The 22,918-nt window shown below is 41.5% G+C and carries 24 protein-coding genes, 1 tRNA gene and 1 pseudogene; 15 read left to right on the top strand and 11 right to left on the bottom strand.

What is annotated here, in order from left to right; all coding sequences use genetic code 11:
* A pseudogene (locus FTU38_RS01745) lies at positions 1–154 on the bottom strand (IS5/IS1182 family transposase); the annotation flags it as partial.
* An 82-nt stretch (positions 155–236) separates the two neighbouring features.
* Between FTU38_RS01745 and FTU38_RS01740 the strand changes: the two are divergent.
* Positions 237–554 carry a helix-turn-helix domain-containing protein gene (locus tag FTU38_RS01740; protein WP_180110438.1) on the top strand — a complete coding sequence of 106 codons (318 nt, stop codon included), beginning with the start codon at positions 237–239 and terminating at the stop codon, positions 552–554.
* A 347-nt stretch (positions 555–901) separates the two neighbouring features.
* Here the strand turns inward: FTU38_RS01740 and FTU38_RS01735 are convergent, their stop codons facing one another.
* From FTU38_RS01735 to FTU38_RS01725, 3 genes are read right to left on the bottom strand one after another with little or no spacing between them, the layout of a single operon-like run.
* Positions 902–1,294, bottom strand: coding sequence for a hypothetical protein (locus tag FTU38_RS01735; protein WP_168378990.1), 393 nt, complete (start codon positions 1,292–1,294; stop codon positions 902–904).
* 39 nt (positions 1,295–1,333) lie between these two features.
* A complete protein-coding gene (locus FTU38_RS01730; protein WP_180065226.1) occupies positions 1,334–1,960 on the bottom strand; it encodes a DUF1294 domain-containing protein in 627 nt (208 codons plus the stop codon).
* A 27-nt stretch (positions 1,961–1,987) separates the two neighbouring features.
* Entirely contained in the window at positions 1,988–2,938 is a 951-nt protein-coding gene (locus FTU38_RS01725; RefSeq protein ID WP_111884520.1) for a homoserine kinase, read from the bottom strand.
* A 110-nt stretch (positions 2,939–3,048) separates the two neighbouring features.
* Between FTU38_RS01725 and hisF the strand changes: the two genes are divergently transcribed.
* Complete coding sequence (hisF, locus tag FTU38_RS01720; RefSeq protein WP_306674445.1) at positions 3,049–3,810, top strand: imidazole glycerol phosphate synthase subunit HisF; 762 nt, start codon at positions 3,049–3,051, stop codon at positions 3,808–3,810.
* Between the two features lie 374 nt (positions 3,811–4,184).
* Here the strand turns inward: hisF and FTU38_RS01715 are convergent, their stop codons facing one another.
* The gene (locus FTU38_RS01715; protein ID WP_180108830.1) at positions 4,185–4,805 is read right to left on the bottom strand and encodes a hypothetical protein; all 621 of its coding nucleotides are present in this window, start codon (positions 4,803–4,805) and stop codon (positions 4,185–4,187) included.
* Between the two features lie 111 nt (positions 4,806–4,916).
* Here FTU38_RS01715 and FTU38_RS01710 point away from each other — a divergent pair, with 111 nt between their 5' ends.
* Positions 4,917–5,927, top strand: coding sequence for an AraC family transcriptional regulator (locus FTU38_RS01710; RefSeq protein ID WP_180054213.1), 1,011 nt, complete (start codon positions 4,917–4,919; stop codon positions 5,925–5,927).
* Positions 5,928–6,092: 165 nt separating this feature from the next.
* On the top strand, positions 6,093–6,779 hold the full coding sequence (gene aqpZ, locus FTU38_RS01705; protein ID WP_180110437.1) for an aquaporin Z: 687 nt from the start codon (positions 6,093–6,095) through the stop codon (positions 6,777–6,779).
* Positions 6,780–6,876: 97 nt separating this feature from the next.
* Here aqpZ and FTU38_RS01700 read toward each other — a convergent pair whose 3' ends face one another.
* Positions 6,877–7,125: a hypothetical protein gene (locus tag FTU38_RS01700; protein ID WP_180110436.1), complete on the bottom strand. Its 249-nt coding sequence runs from the start codon at positions 7,123–7,125 to the stop codon at positions 6,877–6,879.
* Between the two features lie 117 nt (positions 7,126–7,242).
* The gene (locus tag FTU38_RS01695) at positions 7,243–8,331 is read right to left on the bottom strand and encodes a DNA/RNA non-specific endonuclease (protein WP_180110435.1); all 1,089 of its coding nucleotides are present in this window, start codon (positions 8,329–8,331) and stop codon (positions 7,243–7,245) included.
* A gap of 264 nt (positions 8,332–8,595) precedes the next feature.
* On the opposite strand from FTU38_RS01695, the gene FTU38_RS01690 reads away from it, so the two are divergent.
* Positions 8,596–9,312, top strand: a complete 717-nt coding sequence (locus FTU38_RS01690) for a hypothetical protein (RefSeq protein WP_180002776.1) — start codon at positions 8,596–8,598, stop codon at positions 9,310–9,312.
* A 201-nt stretch (positions 9,313–9,513) separates the two neighbouring features.
* Here the strand turns inward: FTU38_RS01690 and FTU38_RS01685 are convergent, their stop codons facing one another.
* Entirely contained in the window at positions 9,514–11,394 is a 1,881-nt protein-coding gene (locus tag FTU38_RS01685; protein WP_078193161.1) for a potassium transporter Kup, read from the bottom strand.
* A 122-nt stretch (positions 11,395–11,516) separates the two neighbouring features.
* Here FTU38_RS01685 and FTU38_RS01680 point away from each other — a divergent pair.
* From FTU38_RS01680 to FTU38_RS01635, 10 genes are all read left to right on the top strand, one after another.
* A tRNA-Ser gene (locus FTU38_RS01680) sits at positions 11,517–11,607 on the top strand.
* A 260-nt stretch (positions 11,608–11,867) separates the two neighbouring features.
* Complete coding sequence (locus FTU38_RS01675) at positions 11,868–13,064, top strand: integrase arm-type DNA-binding domain-containing protein (protein ID WP_180110434.1); 1,197 nt, start codon at positions 11,868–11,870, stop codon at positions 13,062–13,064.
* A gap of 146 nt (positions 13,065–13,210) precedes the next feature.
* Positions 13,211–14,350 carry a hypothetical protein gene (locus FTU38_RS01670; protein WP_180110433.1) on the top strand — a complete coding sequence of 380 codons (1,140 nt, stop codon included), beginning with the start codon at positions 13,211–13,213 and terminating at the stop codon, positions 14,348–14,350.
* Between the two features lie 185 nt (positions 14,351–14,535).
* Positions 14,536–14,829 carry an AlpA family transcriptional regulator gene (locus FTU38_RS01665; protein ID WP_180110432.1) on the top strand — a complete coding sequence of 98 codons (294 nt, stop codon included), beginning with the start codon at positions 14,536–14,538 and terminating at the stop codon, positions 14,827–14,829.
* Entirely contained in the window at positions 14,826–15,380 is a 555-nt protein-coding gene (locus FTU38_RS01660) for a Rha family transcriptional regulator (RefSeq protein ID WP_180110431.1), read from the top strand. Before FTU38_RS01665 ends, FTU38_RS01660 begins: the two co-directional genes overlap by 4 nt.
* Positions 15,377–15,685: a hypothetical protein gene (locus FTU38_RS01655; protein ID WP_180110430.1), complete on the top strand. Its 309-nt coding sequence runs from the start codon at positions 15,377–15,379 to the stop codon at positions 15,683–15,685. The genes FTU38_RS01660 and FTU38_RS01655 overlap by 4 nt, the downstream gene beginning before the upstream one ends.
* A complete protein-coding gene (locus FTU38_RS01650; protein ID WP_180110429.1) occupies positions 15,682–16,227 on the top strand; it encodes a hypothetical protein in 546 nt (181 codons plus the stop codon). Before FTU38_RS01655 ends, FTU38_RS01650 begins: the two co-directional genes overlap by 4 nt.
* Positions 16,228–16,376: 149 nt before the next feature.
* Positions 16,377–17,171, top strand: coding sequence for a helix-turn-helix domain-containing protein (locus FTU38_RS01645; protein WP_180110428.1), 795 nt, complete (start codon positions 16,377–16,379; stop codon positions 17,169–17,171).
* The gene (gene dnaB, locus FTU38_RS01640) at positions 17,168–18,544 is read left to right on the top strand and encodes a replicative DNA helicase (RefSeq protein WP_180110427.1); all 1,377 of its coding nucleotides are present in this window, start codon (positions 17,168–17,170) and stop codon (positions 18,542–18,544) included. Before FTU38_RS01645 ends, dnaB begins: the two co-directional genes overlap by 4 nt.
* A complete protein-coding gene (locus tag FTU38_RS01635; protein WP_180110426.1) occupies positions 18,541–18,915 on the top strand; it encodes a hypothetical protein in 375 nt (124 codons plus the stop codon). Before dnaB ends, FTU38_RS01635 begins: the two co-directional genes overlap by 4 nt.
* A gap of 278 nt (positions 18,916–19,193) precedes the next feature.
* Here the strand turns inward: FTU38_RS01635 and FTU38_RS01630 are convergent, their stop codons facing one another.
* From FTU38_RS01630 to FTU38_RS01620, 3 genes are all read right to left on the bottom strand, one after another.
* Positions 19,194–19,574, bottom strand: a complete 381-nt coding sequence (locus tag FTU38_RS01630) for a hypothetical protein (RefSeq protein ID WP_180110439.1) — start codon at positions 19,572–19,574, stop codon at positions 19,194–19,196.
* An 80-nt stretch (positions 19,575–19,654) separates the two neighbouring features.
* Positions 19,655–20,230: a hypothetical protein gene (locus tag FTU38_RS01625; RefSeq protein ID WP_180110425.1), complete on the bottom strand. Its 576-nt coding sequence runs from the start codon at positions 20,228–20,230 to the stop codon at positions 19,655–19,657.
* 79 nt (positions 20,231–20,309) lie between these two features.
* Positions 20,310–22,844, bottom strand: a complete 2,535-nt coding sequence (locus FTU38_RS01620; RefSeq protein WP_180110424.1) for a hypothetical protein — start codon at positions 22,842–22,844, stop codon at positions 20,310–20,312.
* Positions 22,845–22,918 lie beyond the last annotated feature (74 nt).

The raw sequence follows: 22,918 nt of genomic DNA, 5'->3' as shown, positions 1-22,918 counted from the left end.
AGTAGGTTTGATTTCGCCCTTGTTTGCCTTTTGATGGAGCATACCATTGCGTAGCAGGATCAAACCAAATGGCAATATTTCCGCGACTCATGAGTGCTCGGTTATATGCGGGCCAATTGGTTGTGCGGTAGATTTTGTGTGTAGGCTTCTTCATTTGAAAATTATATCGCTGAAAAAGCCTTTACAGATAGGTTTGTGCAACAAAGCCTTTAGAAACCAGAAAATCAGCCATTCAGATGTATAAAAAAACTGACTACAAAGTGGCTGTATGCAAAGAGTTTAACATCTCTCGAGTCACCTTGGATGCTTGGATTCGCCTGGAGGAAGAGACCGGAAGTTTGCTCCCAAAAGCCGCAAAAAACCGTGGTGCACCGAGCCACATTCGCGACTGGAATGAATTTCAAGTATTTGTAAAAAATACAAAATTTAAAAATATTAGTGATCTAGTTCCATTATTTGAACAGCGATTTAGCTATCCTGTTTCGTATGCGGTATTGGTACGCGCAATACACGTTTTAGGTATGCGCCGTCGCCGTGGTCGATTCTATAGCTAATACCTAAACTGGTGTAATTTTAAATAAAAATCCAGAAAATAATTTAAATAAACAACTATACATTAATGTAAATTTATTTTAGTAAAAACGTAAATTTATATTATTAAGAATGTAAAATAATAAAAATAAATATGTAAATTAATAAAATTAAATAAGCAAAGTTATTTTATTAAAAATGTAAGTTATAATTCTTAAAAATGTATAGTCAATTTTGCTTAAATAACCAAAGTTAAGCACTTTTATGTGCAATTGCTTTATAAAAGAGCATTTTTTGATGCCGCCTATCGAATGGTCAAACGAAAAAAATAAAAGCGACCCATGGGTCGCTTGTCATTATACTGCTGTATTTACTCATACATCGGTCTGTTGTCATTGACACGAATTAAACCTTTAATCGCGCGGTACACAATCCATAACCAAGACAGTCCGATCACCGTGACACAGAAGGTACTCGCTCCCAGTGCCACACCCGCAAAGGCATTGGCATTATTGCCGGTAAAGAACAGAAAAATAAAAGGCACGAAAGCAATGATGTTCCAAATGAGATACCACCAAAACGTACGGATCTGCCAAGTAAAATGGCTTTCAAAAATCGTGCCGCGAACATCACTGCGTTTGACGTAATTGATAATCAACGCGAGAACCGCAAGCAAGCCGGCAGAAAAAATCGCCACAATATAAAGAATATACAAAATAATCGTGAGCAGGCGGTTTGGATCTTTATCAATGGAATAATTCATTTCGCTCTCCGTCATGATGATTTTGCGGATCGTTCCACCCTAGATATGCAGGATATTAAATGGTGAAATTAACCATAAAATCAGTAATATGTTAAAGGCTATGGTACAGAAATATATTTTTCGAAACGGTTGTTTTTGTGTTTTATGCCGCAAACGTTGCTGAGCCAGCCATGCCGCCGGCCACCCACCTAAAAAAGACAAAAGATGCAGTGTATTTTCTGGCACGCGTCGGTTCCCCATTTGCGCAGCTTCTTTATCCTGCGCATAGAACCAATAGGTCAGGACATTGATAATACTTACAAAAAGCAGCACCATTCCACTGAGCAAACCCGCCACAGATAAGCCCGCCAAGGCGAGAATATAAATGATGCACAAGATTTGCATCGGCTCTGCCTGACGCGGCATCTGCACCACATTTTTTTTATTGGGGCTTTGCGCAGCCTTAGTTTGTGAGGCTTTTAAATAATGCACTTGCTGCGCACGAAAGCGTCCGCGTTCGTCTAAGATCACAGCATAATCCAACGCGCAGCCCACGATTGGTCGTGGGCCGGGACGGGAAAAGTCTTTAATGTGCAAAAATACGCGATCTTTAGTGCTATCGTTCGGTTGAATGAAGCCGTAGCCCTTATCATCAAACCATTCTACTAAGCGTCCTTGATCACGCATGCTTTTCCCTCTCGTTGTTTTTAAAATTTATGCTGTGACGAATTTTAATCGTTCAATCAGCATATTACGCATTTCAGCAGGGTTTTTCTGCAAAATATCATCCCCTGTACGGCCTTCTGCAGCATTTTTCTGTGCCACCTGTAAACGCATCATCCAGAAGCGACCCGCCGCCATTGCCAAATATAACTCTAGACATGATTTTTCATCTGCGGTTAATGGGCGCACGCTTTCATATGCATTTAAAAAGGCAATGGCTTTGTCTTCATTCAAATGCACATCCGGATATTCAGTACAGAAGTCATTTAAAGTAATAGCAATATCAAACAAGAGTTCGTCTTTATTTAACTCATAAAAGTCTAAAATGCCGTTGAGTTGATCGCCTTCAAATAGAGTATTGTCACGGAACAGATCAGAATGAATAAAACCGGTAGGACGGTCTGGATACATCGCCGTTAAGATGTCATATAAGCCCAACAGATTGTTAAGTAACGTGGTATCTGCTTCATTTAATGTTGGACGAATATCACGTGAAACTTGTAACCAATAAGCATGATCACGATATTCTGCACGTTCCAAAGGGAAATCTTGTAAAGCCACATGCATTTTCGCTTGGGCTACAGCAATCGCTTCTGCTTGCGCTAAGCTCGCAGGCATGGGATGTTGACCTTGCATGCGTGGCGCAATCTGTGCAGGTTTATCCTTTAAGCTATGAATCGCTTTACCCGAATGATTCAGCGGTACAGGCACAGCTAGACCAGCCTGCCCCAAATGTTCAAGTACAGGGACCAGTTCCCCTGCACCTTGCTCGTCCATCTCTTCAAAAACAGTTAATACATACTGCGTGCCATTTTCGCAAACAATAAAATAGTTGGTATTTTGAATACCGCCTTGAATCGGAATCAGGTCAATCACCTCCAGTCCATAAGGTGCTGCAAAATCCTGAACTTCCTTTAAAGTCAAAGTGGTATAAACCGACATAGAAAACCTGCGAAAAAACTTACATATTTTTGATAGAATAACCGCTCCGACTACTAAGGTGTAGCATCTAAGTCGCGAAGTTTCATAATCGGCTGTTATTTTTGGAAAAAATTATGCTTGCTAAACGTATTATTCCTTGCCTCGACGTGGACAACGGTCGTGTAGTGAAAGGTGTTCAATTTCTTGATATTCGTGATGCAGGCGATCCAGTTGAAGTTGCACGCCGTTATAACGAACAAGGTGCGGACGAAATTACCTTCTTAGACATTACCGCAACCTCAAATGGTCGTGATACCACTTACCGTACGGTAGAGCGTATGGCTGAGTCTGTATTTGTGCCATTAACAGTCGGTGGTGGCGTGCGTAAAGTAGAAGATATCCGCCTGTTATTAAATGCGGGTGCGGACAAAGTTTCGATTAACTCTGCGGCTATTTATAACCCTGAATTTGTACAAGAAGCCTCTCAGCGTTTTGGCGCACAGTGTATTGTGGTTGCGATTGATGCAAAAAAAACTGGCGACAATAAATGGGAAATTTTCACCCACGGTGGTCGTAAAGAAACCGGTATCGATGCCATCGAATGGGCAGTAAAAATGGCGGACTTCGGTGCAGGTGAATTACTCATCACCTCGATGGATGCTGACGGAACCAAAGCCGGTTATGACCTTGAACTGATGCGTAACATCAATGACCGTGTGACCATTCCAACCATTGCTTCTGGTGGTGTCGGTAATCTCCAACATTTGGCCGATGGCATTTTAAAAGGTGGCGCAGATGCGGTGCTTGCAGCCTCTATTTTCCACTTTGGTCAACACACCATTCCTGAAGCGAAAAAATATCTTGCAGAACAAGGCATTGAAATGCGTCTTTAATTGATTCGTTTTCAATGAGGATTGAAAAAGAGCGATGATTCGCTCTTTTTTTGCTTTGGTGTTTTTGATGCAACGCCATGGAGTTGTAGCAGCGAATCGTCGATTTAATTCATCCACTATAGACATAAAAAAAGGAGCCTTGTCGGCTCCTATAAACCAAGAAAAACTACAGCACTTGGTCTGATACTTAAAACAAATGAAAAAATATACATAGCAACTTCATCAATCAACTCGTCGTGTACAAGCCTTTTGATGATTTAAATATAGGGCATTTACACCGTATTTGATTGACAGTAGATTCATAATTTATTGACAAATTGCGACAGCTCAATTGGGTAGCAAAGCTTGTTGTCAAAACGCACAGTGCATTCATATTAGACCGTTTCAAGAAGTGCAACTGGCTTTTCGCGCTCAGCCACCCACTTTGCAGGAAATACCCGATTGACCCAGTGCGACAACGGCTTGGCAATCGCTGTCGGCAGTAGCACACCCAATGGGTTTTGTTCCTGTAATTTCGCCGAGGAAATCACCCGAGTCCCTAAAATATAATCAAACCACGGCTTGGTCACACACCAATTGGCATCCTGATTTGAGTTCATATGGTGGTCATAGTGCCATGGAATCTTTTTCATCGCCCACTCTGGCTCAAGATGTGCGCGACGATGGATATAATAATAATTCCCTGCACAGTACAGCACAGACAAACTCATTCCTTTGGAAATGGGATAAAAAAGCGGGACAAATACGGCTGAAACTGCCACCAGTGACAATATTTCATTTTTCGTGCGCCAGTTCTGTACACCTTCAACATAACCATGATCATGAAAATCTGTTTTTCGAACTTCACGATGATGTTCCCAATGTGATTTCATGCTTTTCGGTACTGGACTAAAACGTGGCTTGCCTGACCGATGCGTCCCATGCAAAACATATTTATGTGCGAACCATTCAAAGGCATTGGCGACGACCAACCCTGCAATAAAACCTTTTAACATGACCAATATCTCCTTTTCTTAGCTCCACTATAGGTAATGAAAAGGGCTAGATATTGACCGTTTTTTTTAATATCATTGACAAAACACGACAAAATTTAGAATTAAAAAAATATGCAACAACTCAAGGACTATACAGGATCAGTCTATGGAGGACTGGGCCATTTGCTCTATGCTTATCACCAAGCTCAAGGCATTGCTATTCCTGAAAAACTGAATAAAGTTCAAAACTTAGAGCGTTTTGATTATGCCGTTTGGCGTGATTTATTGATGGATTTAGATCAAAAGATCCAAAAGCCAGCGCTGGGTTTAGAAATTGCAGAACATGTGCAACCCAAACATATTGGCATTATTGCGTATATTGCCCTGTCCTGTGAAAACTTAGGCGAAGCGCTGCTCCGCTACCATGATTTTCATCGCTTAATCTTCGATGGTAGTCCATTGCTGATTGATATTCAAAATGATTTTTTCTCGATCGGTTGGAATGATTTACCCATGAATATGGCCAATCAATTGACCGATGAAATTGCGATTGCCTTAATGCTGCAGTTTCTAAAATTATTCATGCGTTTTGAAGATATCAATTTACACGAAGTGCATTTTCATAATCCTGCACCGAAAAATGTCGCTCAGTATGAACAATATTTTCGCTGTAAAGTTCGATTTTCCCAAGAAAAGTCGAAGGTTATTATTCCCATTCAAGAACTGTCTCGCCCCTTTTCCCAAGGCGATCAGACCTTACAAAAACTGTTAATGCAACAGGCACAGTCTTTATTGGAAAAGCTGCCGAATACCACGCAAATCGACCAACGCTTACAGCAAGCCATCTTAATGGGTTTACAAAAAAATCAGTTCCAAATTGAACATGTCGCTACTCAACTGAATCTGTCCGTCCGACAATTACAACGCCATTTACAACAACAAGGCAGCACCTATCAGCAACGCATGCAGGAGGTCCGCTGTATGATGGCTGAAGAATTTTTAAGAGACCCACATTTAAGTTTGCAAAAAATTGCGCTACTGCTGGGTTATTCAGAACAGAGTGCATTTCAACGTGCTTTTAAACAATGGCGAAATTTAACCCCACAGCAATGGCGCTTATCGCAAATTGAAGCAGCAAGTTAAAATGTGACGCAGTTATCATTTTATATATTGTGATTTTCAGCAAAATCCATTAAAGCTATGCATATTCAATAAATGAATAAAACAACACTTCACAACTATATTGCACTCATGCTGAGTGAAAGATTGAAAATCTATTCCAAATGACAAAAACAAATGGAATTTTAAATGAATAAATATTTAGCAGAACTGATCGGTACGTTTTGGCTGGTCTTTGGTGGTTGTGGTAGTGCGGTCTTGGCTGCGGCCTTTCCTGAACTTGGCATTGGCTTCGCAGGCTTGGCACTGGCCTTCGGTTTAACGGTGTTAACGGCTGCTTATGCGCTGGGTCATATCTCAGGGGGACATTTTAACCCTGCCGTGAGTATCGGCTTGTGGGCCGGTGGTCGTTTTGAAGCGAAAGAACTAGCACCCTATATTATTTCTCAATTGCTGGGTGCAACCCTCGCCGCATTTATTCTATTCATCATTGTACAAGGTCAGGCCGGATTTACAGGAGTCGGCGGTTTTGCCACCAATGGCTATGGTGAATTATCTCCGGGCAAATACTCTATGCTCTCAGCGTTAGTTATTGAAATTGTGCTGACGGCTGGCTTTCTGATTGTGATCATGGGAGCAACGGATAAACGTGCCCCTGCTGGATTTGCCCCAATTGCGATCGGTCTTGCGCTTACATTGATCCATCTCATCAGCATTCCCGTCACCAATACTTCGGTCAACCCAGCGCGTAGTATGGGTGTCGCATTCTTTGTTGAAACTGCTGCGCTTTCACAAGTTTGGCTATTTTGGGTAGCCCCTATCATTGGCGCGGTGATTGGTGCTGTCATCTATAAACTGATGGCAAAAGACGAATAAATAGAAGAAGACACCATAAAAAAGCTCACAATCTGTGAGCTTTTTTTCATTCATCCCGAATTGAGTTTTGCTTCCTTCGACAGCCGGTGAAACAACATTAAAGAAATGGATTTTCCACTTCGTTTTCTTCACCGCCCTGCACTATTTTTTCAGCTAAGTTGGTATCCGCCTCAAGCGTTGTCACCACATCATTGAAAAATGCCTGTAAAGCTTTCGCTGCAGCTAAACCAGCTTGGTCTTTCGTCACCTGTAAGTTGCCATAAATATTAATTCGATCTTGGCCATTTTCTAGTGTTAAGTCATGAATTGCATGCGACGCTGTGTCATTTTCAAATGCTTTGAACATGATAGATATCCTTCTTTTTTGTTGTAGTGATGCAGCAATAGAAATACGTGAAAAAGATTTCAACTGCAAGCAATGATCTTCTTCATCACTCACAGTTCAGCGCTATTATCTGCTCGATTATTTCAAAATCTGTAGCAGATATTGCAGAATTTCTTCAATCAATTGTTTGACCAAGGCATCTTGATTGTTGTCATTTCCACTGCTTGCCGTAGTTGTCTCACCCACAGAACCACCACTCGATTTAAAGTCTTTTTGCAAACTTAAAATCTTGTCTTCTGCGACATCTGCAGCACACTGGCTTTCAGCATCCCAATGCAAATAAGCGATGTCTTGATTTGCTTTGACTTGGGTGGCTTTGAGTGGCAAACGGTAGGTATTGCGCTTTTGGTCTTCGGTTAATTCTGGAAAAAAATTAATTCCAGTCAGTTCTTCTAGCGCACAAATACTCATCACTTTGACTGTCGGTGCGGTATCACGCAAGGTATTGTCTGCATAGTACACGCCTGCAACGCCTTTTTTCGGCAAATAGATCGCCTTATAAGTGGCGGTCGGCACAATGACCCCTTGCCCAATGGTTTTTAATTTTTTCGCACTGTAAACCGGCCCCGTCACCACATAGACATCTTGCTTTTGTTTGGTCACTATCGCCCGTGTGGCTTCTTCTAACTCGCGCCACACTTGCTGATTATTTTTTGGGGCTTGCGGCACCATATTGGCCAAAGAAAAACTGTCTAACTGTGCAGCTTTATTGGGCATATCGGCATTGGGCGCCATGTGTCCACGGTCATAGCCTGAAGATTTATAGTCTGACAGCAATGCCCGATATTCAGACGGCACGCGAGTCTCTTCATGAAAGTTATCTTCACGCGGAATTTTTTGACTCAGCCGTGCGGGGGTTAAGGCTTCTGCAACCCAAAGCGGTGTCTTGGATATTCCTGAATACATGACATTAAAGCCATTAAAACACAGGGGGAAACTATTTTTGTGTAGGCTTTCACGAACCAAATAAGGCGGTACTTCACGGTAAAACTGGTCCAAACAGGCGCTATTTGAACTGCTACTCATGGAAACAAGTTGTTGAATTTTTTCTTGCCCGAAAGCAATTGCAAAGCTCCCTGTTGCCACCAGACCTAACAGCACTTTTATGCCATTTTGCCCAAATAACTGTGAAAGCGGATTTGCTGAATTGCGTTTCTTTTTGACCATGACTTACAACAATGACTTCTAAAAAGGACTATTTTTCCGCAGCTTAGCAAGGGTGAAAATTTTAGTACACTTTTCTTTTTTAATTTGCTTAACAATCACACAAATATTGTTTAACAAAGCAGCAGTTGATGTAACTTTATGTCGCAGTTGTGCAGTTCTTTATAGGAGGTCATGAAGCAGTTGCGTATGTTTCATTGAATTCGCCTCAAGAATTATGACAAGGTAAAAATACGAAAAATTGCGATAAAAATATACGGAGTGATTATGCATTCTAAAATTTTAGGTTTAGGTTTAATTTCAGGTTTAATGAGCGCAGCAGCATTTGCAGAGCCGCCGATTCAACCCGGTGATACATTAGAAAGCTTATCTAAAGTCAAAATTGTGACCACCGTGAATGGTCAACCTGGTTCCATTCAGGACTTAGTTTCAAGTGGCCAAGTTCAATTGGTTGAAGCTCCTGCCGGACAAGTCAATCCCGCTGCAACAGAACAGCCCTTAAACCCTGAACAGGCTCAGGCAAACCAAATCGATCCGAATGCCCCTGCAGTCCCTGCAAATGCTGAACAAGCAGCGACTGAAGCGGAAAATGCACTCGCAAATGAACAGCAAAGTGTAGCTGCTGCACCTACAGAGCAGTCTGTGCCAACTGAACAAACGGCAGTGGCCAATACACCTGAAGCCGCGGTAACTGAAGCACCTGTGGAAACAGCACAGCAAGTACCTGAAGCCGTATCAGCGGATAACAACGCTGCACCCGTCATTGCCTCTTCTGCAGAAGCGCCAGTGAATGCCGATAGCGCATCGGCTGCATTACCTGAAGCCCCTCAAGCACAACAGGATGCTTTTATGGCAGCACCTGAAACTCAAAGTGCAAATCCTGCAGATGCATCAATTCAAGCCAACCCAGAAGCACCTGTTGCTGACGAAGCCATCCAAGCTGCGCCTGAAGCCTCTGCAGATGTAGACGCGACAATCAACTAATCAGCGTATTTTCAAGGATGAAATAACGCAACATGTTCATTCTGTTGTTTTGCTCGCATACTCCTCCCAGGAAAAAGCAACAGAATGATCTCTATGTCTTTGGACTAAATAAGTTCAATTATCCCAAATAAAAAAGCCAGAATTGATCTGGCTTTTTCGTGTTTAACTTTTAAATCTATGCCTAAAAGTTAAATCTACGTCTTAAATTTCAATCTGGCTGCCCAACTCAACCACACGGTTGGTTGGAATTTGATAAAAATCGCTGACTGGACTGGTATTTCGCTGCATAGAGATAAACAGCTTTTCTCGCCAAGGTGCCATTCCTTCACCCAATGTATGAATAATACGGTCTCTGGAAATAAAGAAACTGATTTGCATTAGATCAAATTCAAAGCCCAATTCACGATACGCATGCTCCAAAGCGGCAGGAATATTCGGCTGATCTTTAAACCCATAAAACATCGTGATTCGATAGAATCGATCATCTAGTTTTTCCGTGATCACCCGCTCATTTTCGGGTACAAATGGCACATCTCGGGTGTTGACCGTAACCATAATATTGCGTTCATGCAGAACTTTGTTGTGCTTAATATTATGCAACATGGCATGAGGCACGATCTCAGGCGTTCCTGTCAAGAATACGGCATCACCTGGAACAAACTTGGTTTCACTACCCATGCTGACACTGCGAATAAACAGGTCAATAGGCAAAGCATCTTTACCGAGCCGATTGAGCACCAATGCCCGTCCATCTTTCCACGTCATTAAAATCGTAAACAATACCGCACCAATCAGGATTGGAACCCAACCGCCCGCTGCAATTTTTAATGATGTCGATGCAACAAAGATCAAATCAATCAATAAAAATGGCACTGCAAATATTGCCACTTTCCAAACCGGCCAACGCCATAAACCATAAGCCAAAACTGAGATCAAAATCGTACCGCAGAGCATGGTCATGGTCACAGCTACGCCGTACGCACTGGCCAAGTTCGCACTGTTTTCAAACAGCAAGATCAAGATCAGCACCGAGATAAACAATGCCCAGTTAATAAATGGTAAATAAATCTGACCACGTTCAACTTCAGAGGTATGTTTCACTGTCAAACGCGGCAAATAACGCAATTGAATCGCCTGATTGACCATAGAAAACACCCCTGTGATCACCGCTTGAGAGGCAATCACCGCGGCCGCTGTCGCCAAAGCAATCATTGGATACAGTGCCCATTCTGGGATCAGCATATAGAATGGATTGGCTAGAGCTTCTGGATTACGCAGTAGCAAAGCACCTTGGCCCGCATAGTTCAACAACAAGCACGGCATCACCACAATAAACCATGCCAAGCGGATTGGGAGTCGGCCAAAATGCCCCATATCGGCATAGATTGCCTCACCACCTGTCATCGTCAAGATGACCGCACCCATGGTCAAAAACGCAACATAGGGCTGCTGTACCACAAAATTGAAAGCCCAATGCGGACTGATCATAGTCAACACAAATGGCGTTTGCGAAATACTCCATAACCCAAATCCGCCAATGGATAAAAACCACATGAGCGTCAATGGACCAAAGAATTTACCCATCGTGCCTGTGCCATGGCGTTGCACTAAAAATAGCCCCGCCAAAATACCAATCGATAAGGGTTGCAGCCATTGGTTAAACATCGGCGTCGCAATACTTAAACCTTCAATCGCAGATAACACGGAGATTGCGGGGGTAATGATCCCATCACCAAAGAACAAAGATGCACCAATAAAGCCAAGGGCGATCAGGTAGATTTTTTTGTTTTCGGCAATTCGTGTGGTTCGTAGATTCAAGGCCAACAGCGACATAATACCGCCCTCGCCATTGTTATCTGCACGCATGATGATGCTGACGTATTTAAAACTAATCGTCAGCATGATGCACCAGAAAATCAGGGACAGAATACCCAGCACAGACGCTTCGCTAATCGCCAAGTGTGCTGTGAGGAAACATTGGCGCAGCGCATATAACGGGCTCGTCCCAATGTCTCCGAATACTACGCCCAAAGCTGCCAAGGTGATGGCAGGCAATGCGGCTTTTTGTGCAGTACTTTGCATATAATTGTCTTCAATTTAGACAGGATTTTTGCGAATCATAGCACCGCTCAAGATGTTTTTGTCTAATTCAATTGTTTCTCTTGGCAGAATATATTTTTTTCGCTATTATCCACCGCGCAAAAGGTGAAGTGTCCGAGTGGCTGAAGGAGCACGCCTGGAAAGTGTGTAAACGTTTATAGCGTTTCGAGGGTTCGAATCCCTCTTTCACCGCCAAATTGGAAAGAATTGCAATCCAAAGCAGAGATGAAAGGCTTGAATCTACAATGGTTTAAGCCTTTTTTATTGCCTACGCAATTACAGGCAATCTGTTGCAATCTTGCTATAGCTGGGGGTATAAATGGGGGTATAAATTTATCTCTTAAATATTTATACCCCCAAATTAATGAGGAAATCTCTCATTAATACCTAGTTTGGGGATTATTTGGGGGTATAAATTGATTTTTGCCCTATTTATACCCCCAAGAGGTGCAGACATGCTTACAGATGCTAAGGTTAGAAAGATAAAGCCATTAGAAAAAAGGGCTAAATATGCCGATGAAAAAGGTATGTATCTTGAGGTTCTGCCTACTGGTGGCATGTACTGGCGTTTAAAATTTAGGATTAATGGCAAAGAGAGTGTATTCAGTATTGGTATTTATCCCGATATTTCACTTGCGAATGCCCGAATTGAAAGGGATAAGGCCAAGCTACTTATTCAGCAAGGCATTAACCCAAATGAAGCCAAGAAAAGGCAACAACAAGAAATAGACCAAGATAACCTTTTTAAAACACTTGCCCTTGAATGGATGGAAAACCGCAAGGACATGATCAAAGAAGGAACTTATCAACGTGACCTTACCGTTTTTGAAAAAGATATTTTTCCTTTCTTGGGGAAACTGCCTATTGATCAAATCAAAGGTAAGGATGTCCTAGATTGCGCTAAACGAATTGAAGATCGAGGCGCACAGGAAATGGCTAAGCGCTCAATCCCTTTGGTTGGTCGTGTATTCCGTTTTGCTATTCGTAAGGGACTTATTGAGAATGACCCTACTCCACACTTGGGCGAAGCCTTAAAACCAAGAAAAGTCAAAAATATGGCAAGGCTTGATATTTCCGAGTTTCCACCTTTCTTGCTCCGTATGGATAAATATCACGGCAGTTTTTTAGTTAAAACCGCTTTGCAGTTTATGACCTTAACTTTTGTAAGGACAGGCGAGTTGATCAACATGGAATGGAGTGAAATAGATTTTGATGCAAAAGAATGGCGTATCCCTGCCCATAAAATGAAAATGGCATTGCCTCATATTGTGCCTTTATCAACCCAGGCCATTGCACTATTAAAGGAACTCGAACCTTTAACAGGTCATAAACAGTACGTTTTTTATAACCATAGTACGGCGAAAACGATTAGTAATAATGCTTTACTCAGTGCGATTAGAACAATGGGTTATATGGGGAAAATGACAGGTCATGGATTTAGGGGCCTGGCATCTACGACCTTACACGAGCGAGGTTATATGCATGATGCTATCGAAGTGCAACTTGCACATAAAACAGGTAATGCCGTATCACAGGCTTATAACCATGCCCAACACTTACAGTACAGAACTAAGATGATGCAAGAATGGGCAAATTTTATAGATAGCCTTAGAAATAATGTTGTTCCATTTCCTAAAGGGAAACGTGCCTAAATCTAAGCAATGAGTTAAGCGATTTAATACTGGTAATAACTTAGTTATTTGCTATATTCAGTTTGCTAAGTCTAGCCCGACGGGGTGAAAGTCGGATACCCAATCCGATTGGCTTAGCTACATTTTGGGGATGCTGTGGGAGGCATATGAAATCATTTTATTCGCTCGAAGAAGTCATTGCGGCTTCAAAAAATACCCTTTCTGTTAATGATATAAAACACTACTGTCGAATAGGACAATTACATCCTTGTATTTATTTTGAAGGCAACTTGGTATGTATTGGTGAAGAAAGACATCAAGATGATATCTATTCAAATGCTCCAGTAGTTCATATAGAAGAAGTAAAATGGTCAATGATTTTTAAAGGCTATATTCATTTCTCAAAATTAATAGATCATCTCGATCCCAAATATTCTTCAGATTCAGGTATTTTTTTCAATGTAGATAAAATCATTGAGTTCATAACTCAACCAACTACATATGCTCCTTTAATTCCTCCTTCAAATGGACAATATCTAAAAGCTTTTCCAAGAATGATTGATGACGATATCAAAAAAATTAGATGGCTAGTTGAAGCAACAGACTTTAAAGGAAATGAGTTCCACTCGAGCGAAATCATATTTCCAAGTTCTGAGATAAATGATTTATTTTCAGTAAAAAATAATACAGTCGCAGTAAATTTAGATAATCCCATTTTATCTCACACGAATGAAATCCCTATCTCTGCCCAAGAGAATGATCCTGAGATCTTCTTCAAGGAATCGAACCCAACCAGTCTCTCAGATCAATTAGAGATAATGAATCAACAGCTACAAAAACTGGAAAAAGAAAAGCTGGAATACTTGAAAAAAATTGAACGACTTGAGCTTGAAGTAGAAATTAAGAATGACGACATCATAAAAGCTAGTGTCAATAATGGCCTACTATCTGCAATAGTCAAAAAACTTGAGGATAGGCAGAGCATCACTGTTGATGAGCTTATCCATCTTCAGAAAAATGGGGGGTGTGAATTTATAAACATCAACGAAAAGGTTTATACAACACCAGCTCTGGAAGCTGTATATGGCGTCATTAAAGAATACTGGTCTAACTATGATCCTGAAAGCAATCAACCACCACCAAAACAGAGTACTGTGACTAATTGGATAAAAGAACATTTTCCTGCAGTTCAAGCTGAGGACATCTGTAAATACATTGATAAAATTTGCCGTCACCCCAAAGCCAAAAGAGGTGGAAATATCAAAGTAATAAACAACAAAATACCACCAAAGGCATCACCCCAATAAAACAATAAAAATCATATTCTTATTTTGGGGTAATAGCAGTTTTTCCGCGTTACTACTACCCCTTTCCTTCTTCACCACCCCATTATCAATTTGCTCTTATGCACTCATCAAGCTACCGCAAACTATTGCAATGAATTGCAAGGAGATAGCGGTAGCAGCTATCTCAACTGAATAGGATGAGTGTTATGACATCTCTTAACCAAGAGCGTTTTTTACGTATCAAAGATCTTGCCAATTATCCAGCTAAAGCCGCTACTCAACATATTTATAAAAGCGGCATAAACAAAGGTCAAGTTAAGAACTTAAATGCTCGACCGGCATCGAAAGGCTTAATTGGCGTATCTGATAAAACTATTTGGTCCTGGGTAAAGCGTGGTGAATTTCCTGCACCAGTGAAGTTAAGTCCAAGCGTTACAGTGTGGCGCCTATCTGATGTTCAAGCATGGATGGGAAAAAAGGGAATGGAGGTGATTCAATGAATAAGCCTCTCAACTTTTCAACTGAAGCCCAAAACCAATTAATTGAAATCAGTAATCGCTTTCATGATAGTGATAATCGTGGGGAAGCAACTACAACATCATTAAAGGTGGCGAAACACTTCCAACGTAATCATCGTGATGTTCTTCGTGCGCTTAGAGAGTTAGAGTGTTCAGATGAGTTTAGCGTGCGCAATTTTGCGCTCACGAAGTACATTGATAATCAGGGCAAACCTCGGCCAATGTATGAAATGACAAAAAATGGTTTTGTTTTTCTAGTCATGGGCTTCACTGGTAAGCAAGCAGCTCTTTTTAAAGAAAGCTATATCGCAGCTTTTGATGAGATGTCTGACTTCATCAAATCTCAGAATTTAACTCTTATTTCTGAATTCAACAAAGCTGTTCTGCAATATGAACGTGCTTCAGATGCTGCCAGTGAGGCAGGTCGCAATCTGGTTTTATTCGGTCGCAAGATTAAGCCACATGCTGCTGAAAAAGTTGCAGAGCTTGAACGACAACTTCAGCCTCTATTATTTGAGGAGGAAGACCAATGAAAATTATTTTTTTAATAGCTCTTCTCAAACTGCAACGATTCGGCTATATTGATTTTGTTCAATGCAAAATCATTGAATTAGCTTTAGCAGGCTACAAAGTAAAAGGCGCATACAGTCCGCTTCGGGCTTTTTTTATGCGTAAAATCTCTATGCATCCGCATCGTTATGTGGAGCTCGGGAGGGACACCTTCGGGTGTGCCGGGTACCTTTTACACCGGTCTGCTAACCCTTTCGAGCTTCACACCAATCTTTTAGCAGAGATTCGTGAAGCTCCTAAACTTGTAAAAGGAGCGCATTCATCATGAACGCTAAAGTTAAAATTTCAGAACAATTAGTCCCATTTTATAGCTCTAAAAAACTCTTAGATGCTTACGTTATAGCTCTTGAAACAACATCTCAAGTTCAAACACTTATCGACCGAATCGGTAAAAGTATAGTTTTTCTAAAATCTGCACATGTAAATGAACTCCACGCGAGTGCATTTACAGAATTAGAAAGTCTTCTCTCAATTGCACGTCACCTTTCTGACGATTTCAGTAATTCATTTGATATTGGACTCGAAGAATACAAAAACTCAGTTACTGAAACTGAATGTGATGCTGGAGATTTGCTAGAGCCATATGGGCTCGCGTACGAAGTATTTACATGGTTTTCAACCTTAATTTACCAGATGAAAGATGAGCTAAAAGCTATAAAAAAATCATCCACAGACCTCTGTGATGCAGTTTTTGCAAGCCTAGAAAGCCTTATTAATATTGCAGATTATTTATCTGACAGTCATAGAAACACTTTCAAAATTGAATTTGAAAAATATGAAGCTGAATGGGAGGCTACTAAAAATGCATAAGCCTCCTATTGCTACTGAGAAAAGTACAATTCAACTCAATAAAGAGCCTAATCCTCCCTCTTTGTCATCAGCATATGCTGAGTCAGTTCGAATGACATCTGAACGCCTCTTTAAAGCCGTGAAAAAAAATTACCGGCAAGGGGGCTCAAGTGAGTATTGATGCAACTCGGTGGGCCTGGGCAGTTTCAGTAAATAACTCCTCACAGCGCCTCGTTCTGCTTTCATTAGCAGACCGAGCCGGCGAAGATCATACGGCATGGCCAAGCATAGATCGCCTGGCCAAAGATACCGTGCTGGACAAAAAAACAGTTCAAAAAGTTATTTTAGAGTTAATCAACTTGGGTCTAGTTGAAGATACAGGCGAACGCACGGGACCTACCAGACGTGTTCGCGTTCTTAAGCTCAACGGCGTGAAGGGTCGCGAGGACCATACCCAAAATTTAGATGATGCCAATACACCCAAAAACGGGAACATTAAACAATCCCAAAAACGGAATGATTCCAAAAATGTGAATGATCCCGAAAATGGTGCTTTGAATAACCCCAAAAACGGGATGTTGAACGATCCCAAAAACGGGGTACAGAATCTATCAGGGAATCTATCAATAAATCTCTCTTGCGAGCACGATTGGATGCCTGATCTACAATCACTGGAAATTAAACTCAAAATTGCAGGTCACGAAAAAAATACTGCTTTGATTTTGGGGTTACCAAGCTTTGAATTTGAACTGAGTGCATTCAATTCTCATTTCGATGGACAGGTCATGTCTGATGCCAAGAAATTGCATAAATTCACAGCATGGATCATAGATAAATTTGAACGTTATAAAAAAGTGAATCCACATTATGTGAATCAAGCTGAACTCTTTACTGAAGCAGCTGAGCAACCAGCTATTAATTTGGCCGATAGTAAGCCTAAAAGTTTACTAGGGAGCATGCAGTGAATACCAATACTACCCCAATTCATAACCTACAAATTGAACAAGCTGTCCTTGCAGCTTTGATGACGGTTTCTGGCTCTTATGCTCAAATTGAAAACCTACTGACTGAACAAGATTTTCACGCAACACGCCATAAACTGATTTTTAACGCAATTGTAGACCTTGATGCAAAGAACTCACCGTATGACGCAGTACTCGTCAAACAATGGCTTGAAACGCATAATCATGGCGAGGCTTCGGGCGGTGAAAAATATCTTATGCAGTTAATGAGTGACGCCCCTTCCAGTTTTTACAATCTGCAATCGTATGCAGAAAAATTGAAGGATTTAACAACTTGCCGACAAGTCATAGATGAAGCTATGAAGGTAATTCACCAGGCCAAACATTTAACAATTAGCCGTGGTGAGCTAGTCCAAAATGCTCAAGCTGCTTTCGCAGATCTAAACACAGAGTCAGGGGGTGAGTCACTGGTTCATATTCATGATGCTGCATCCAATACATTTCTTGAGATGCACCGCAAGATTGAAGCCGCACTTGCTGGCAATTCGATGATTAAAGGAATCCAGACCGGTATATATGACTTAGACAAAAAGTTAGGTGATGTCGAACCTGGATGTCTAATGGTAGTGGCTGCACGGCCCGCGATGGGTAAAACTACGATGCTCCAGCTCATTGCAAACAATGTAGCAGTCATACAGAAAAAGCCTGCCCTGATCATGTCTGGCGAAATGCCTAAAGAGCAGATCGCCATGCGTCTCTGTTGCGCGATTGCACCGGCAGATATTGGGGTAGTACGCAATTCCCCTCATCTGTTACCTAAAAATGAATTTACGGCGTATACAGATGCTGTGGTGATGCTGAAAGAAGTGCCAATGCAGATCAATGATACTTCCCGACCATCTATTGCAAATATCAGGGAATCTATCCGTAAAGTAAAACATCAATATGGTTCTATTGGTGTCGTACTTGTCGATTACCTTCAGATCATGAAAACAACAAAGCAGTTCGCCCGGGAAGACTTAAAGATTGCCTATTTCACAGGTGAACTTAAGGCTATGGCCAAAGAGTTTGAGTGCGTCATTGTTCTTTTATCTCAGCTCAATCGTGAATTAGAGAAACGGCCAAACAAAAGACCAATGATGTCGGATCTACGTGAATCAGGTGCAATTGAGCAAGATGCTGACCAAATTGTTTTCTTGTACCGAGATGAAATTTATAACAAGGAGTCTCAATACAGGGGTATTGCCGAGGCCATTATCGGAAAGAACCGACACGGCGAAGCCGGCACCGCTTATATGCATGCTCAGTTAAAATACTGTCAATTTACTAATCTAGACAATGATGCACTTAATCAAATTCAGGAAGTAAAATTATGATGTTTACAGATGGCAATCACGTGGACTCTACCGTATTTAAAAAACCAAAAGATGCTCGTTTTATTAACTTAAAAACAAAGAAAAAGGTTAAAGATTTTTTGGTTAAACGCCGCGGTTATAAACGTCCAGACTTCAATCGAATGATCTTAGACTTAGGCCGCTTAAAATGGACACATGAAAAGATTGCATTCGTCTTACCTGTATCTGGCGCCTCTACCGTGTCTGAGTGGGCGCGTGGTGGTATTCCAAATTTTGAACATGGCGAAGCATTCATTGAACTTTGGAAAAGTGAAACCGGTATTGAGCGCTTTCCACGCGAGGGCGAATGGCAAACTTATAAATATGAAATTGGTCAACTTAAATTACTTTGATACTCATAGAGTGAATTTTATAATTGCTCAGTAACACATGCTAATTTTGCTCAGTAACACATGCTAATTTTGCTCAGTAACACATGCTAATTTTGCTCAGTAACACATGCTAATTTTGCTCAGTAACATACTGTTATTTGCTCATTAACGCACAGTTTTTTTCTCAGTAACACATACCAAATTTTGGCTTTTTTTGCAGAAACGTACGGTTTTTTGCTCAGTAACGGTAGATATGAATAAAAAACAACCTACAAATTCAGATGCTATTTTATTTATCATTACTGAGCTTTAATCTTCATAGGCTGAAAATCATCAATATGAACTTTTTTAGCTTTAAGTAGATCTTCTTTTTTACCATCCACGACCAATACAGCGCGCTTAACCTGAACTATCCATGTGCGATCTGCTTCACACATAGATTCGGATTCAATAAATACCCGTCCAAACGATTGGCCAGAAGTATTTTCTACATCATTGTAAGTAATCTCATTCTCAGAAGCCCCCTGCACTCTACCAACTCTGTCCTTTGCTACCAGGTCTAAATACAGTTTGTCATAGGTTCCAAGAAAATCATGGATTGTCACATCCACTACGGCGGAACATATTCCAGAATTTACATAGCTTGTTCTGGAATGCTGCAAGGTGATTGGGGTGGCCATTACTGCTGAACTGAATAAATGGGTGGCTAAAATTAAAAGTAATTTTTTCAATTTTTAATTCCTATATCTATTTTTAATAATCATTTATTTTCTATCTTCAAAGCATCTACGAACTCTAGAGATTCTTTAAGACCATACAGATCAATCTTAACCTTCTCGAATTGCCCCTTAGTTGTCTTCCAAGTGTAGATTAATTCTCTACCACCCTTGAGCTTCTCTAAAATTATATCTGCCTGCTTATTTGCTAATAGATCCGCAGGTATATCCCTAATGACATTGCCGCCGTCTATCTTAAGATTAACTTTGGTTTTAAATCGGTCAGCACCTTGGAATACGTCCATAAATACAACTGACTTTTTGAAATCTCCATGCGTCAGGATCATTAGATTGTTTTGTCTGGTATCACAGATAATTTCATCAAAGCCAGTAGTATGGCTAGTCTCGTAACCGCATTTTGTATGCCAGTTTTCGCTCTTTTCGTTGCCACCCGGATTGTATGCCATCTCTACAATAAAGGGATTTTCTTGTGATAAGCGTTGGGCTATCTGCTTGATATCATATCCATTGGCAGGGTCCAAGTATTTTGCTGGAACAACCATTTCAGCATGGATACTGGCAGCAAAAAGAACTAATGATAGGGCGACTATTCTTTTCATAATGAGTGCTTCAACTTTATATTTTTAATCTTTTATCATATATTTAAAATGATAAAAGGAGCCGAAGCCCCTTTTTTTGTTATTGTCCTATTGCTTTGCCAAAATCCGGGGATTCGATCTCATCCCATTCTCCCCACCACTGTGTCCGGTCCTGCTCACGCTCAGCCTTTCTAATAAGCTTTTCGCGATAACCTGGTGCAATGGCATCTTGAAGGCCATCAAAGATTAGTTTGTTAGTAGCAGCCTTAGTATACCAAAGATTTTGAGCAGGGATTTTGCTTTTAAGCAATCGGTAAGCTTCATTCCCAGCATTAGTATCCTTGCCCTCATACCATTGATTCAGGTTACCAAAGGTTAGAGATAGGATAGCTTTTGCATCACTACCTACTGGACCAACTAAAAAGTCAGTAGTATCACGCCCACTTGGGTCCATACCTGCCACCATAATGTCACCTACGATTGGCATACCGCCGCCAGCAACAAAAGCACGAGTGAAAAACTTTGCTTCTGTCTCTAGGTTGTCGTCATCATCAAACATAGCAGCCGGATCATTACCTAATGCAAGCTCTTTAAGTTGAACAACTAGTCCACCAAGTAATGTAGTCATGCCAAGTAATGAACCAGCATACCAAGCCCTACTAGCCCAACCGTTTTTAGATAGAGTACGGCTGCCATGCCGCATAAGGAAGGCTAGAGGGAACGATTTAAACTGAGTTACACAGCGCCAAAACTCCCCCATTTCTGTACCGGCTCTGCCTACTTGGAACTTGGTACGCTCTCGAATGCCTGCCTCAATAATTGCCATACCTTGCTCATCAAGAATATGAGTATGCAGTCTGGTCGATACTTCATCCTTAATTCGTTTTGGGTCGCCAAACTCAGCGAGCTTCTCATCTGGAATACGTTGGATAGCTTGGGCATGCATTAATGGGTTGCCCTTTGGATCTATTATTGGCTCAGCTAATTGCATCACCTTCCAATCCATTTCTGAGAGGCCACCCCCTTGGATTAACTCACGGTCTATGGCGCTAAGATCGTTCCAGTTTTTAGAGCGTGTTAAGTCTGCAAACTTGTTCATCATCATAGTGGAGTAGCCCATCTTAGATGCTGCAGTAAGGGCATTTAAGCCTGATACACGTAGCACCTGAGTAGCTAGAGAACTTGAAGCCTTAGCAATCTTCTCAGCACGGCCATGCACAGACGTTAGGCCATCGTCCGACCAGCGATTAAGAGAGCCTAGCATCTCCTCAGTGGCAAGCCCTAGACTATGAGCGAAACGTCTATCTTCTGCATTTGCTGGATTCAACATCCGAAGCATCTCACCAAATACTTTCCGGTATGCAATGCCATTCACATGGGCTGTTTTCAGCATCATAGCTTGGTCAGTGGCAGAGGACAGGACAGTACCGCCTAGCATTGAGGCCACATTCATGGAGCGATATGTAACTCCAGCATTGGCAAGCACCTTACTCTCTGGTGGATTCTGCCCGGTGAACTCATCAAACATAGTCTCAGCACGTACAAGGGACTTGTTTACTTTGTCCGGCTTAATACCATTCTGTACAGTGTCGATATGCCTAGCACTCTGCATAAGAATCTGCATGGCTGGGCGTGGATTACTTCCGAAGGTTTCCACTAAGGCAATATCTTTCGACATGCTTGTAATGTGACTTTCTAGGATGTCTACAAACTGCATACCACCATATTGGGATTGATAGTCCATCCATGCGTCTGCATTCTTGAAGTTAAGTACACGGCTCTCCTGGTGCTTGCTAGTGACCTTTGCACCGCCGCCGACATAGCCCTTACCTACTTCGATTTTATTGGCACCGTCCGTCACAATAGACGTGTAGATATTCCCTAATACACCTCTTAATTCATCATCAGGCATTAGATTGCCTTGAGCGTCTACAAAGTCCTCACGTTTGATCAGGTTGATAATGTCATTAGTCCACTGTTCATGGCCTGCCTCAGCTACCTTTTGTGGGCTGTGATGTTGTGGTAATGCATAATCACGGCGTTTTTTAATGTCGCCACCTGCACGATTGAAACGCTCTAGGATGTCATCAAAGGTCTTGCTAATGCCTTGAGCTGCTTTAAGCGCCGTAGCGTCCCCAGTGCTTTCCCCATGTAGTTCCTTGATGATGTTTTGGACCATAACCTTATCGGTGAATATGCCCAGGCCACCTTTGATATTTAGATAGGTGTCTACCAATTGCCCCCGGTAAAGGTCTGCTATCACTCTGGTCTTAGAGTCTGCAGACTGAATGCCTGACATATCGCCATACGCTGCAACCATCCGGTCTATACGCTCTGATGCGCTTATCTTGAGTGCTGGATCTTGAAGAATGGCTAGGTTTTTATTTTGGATAAGAATGTCTTGTACGGCTATTCGCTTCTTACGAGCAAAGTCAGCTTGTATGTCTTCCGCTACTTGCTTGCTGGCTGCAGATAGCTTCTCTAAATCTGTGAGCCCTCTCCATTTTTGGATATCCTTACGCGCTAGATTAACCATAGCCTGATTGATTCTAGCCTCAATATTCTGAACTTCTTGAGCATTTAATGATGCTTTTCCTAAAGCCTTGGCTACGGCCTGCTTACATTGTTCTTTCATTTTTAATTCCTAAGTAATCAAGCACTGTATCGAATGCTATTTCATACCTGTAAATTAAAACGGCGTTAGTCCTC

Origin of the sequence: Acinetobacter sp. YH12098 (assembly GCF_013419235.1) — a bacterium.
Classification (GTDB): domain Bacteria; phylum Pseudomonadota; class Gammaproteobacteria; order Pseudomonadales; family Moraxellaceae; genus Acinetobacter; species Acinetobacter amyesii.
The sequence above is the reverse complement of the archived record's forward strand: the minus strand, read 5'-3'. Positions and strand labels throughout refer to the sequence as shown.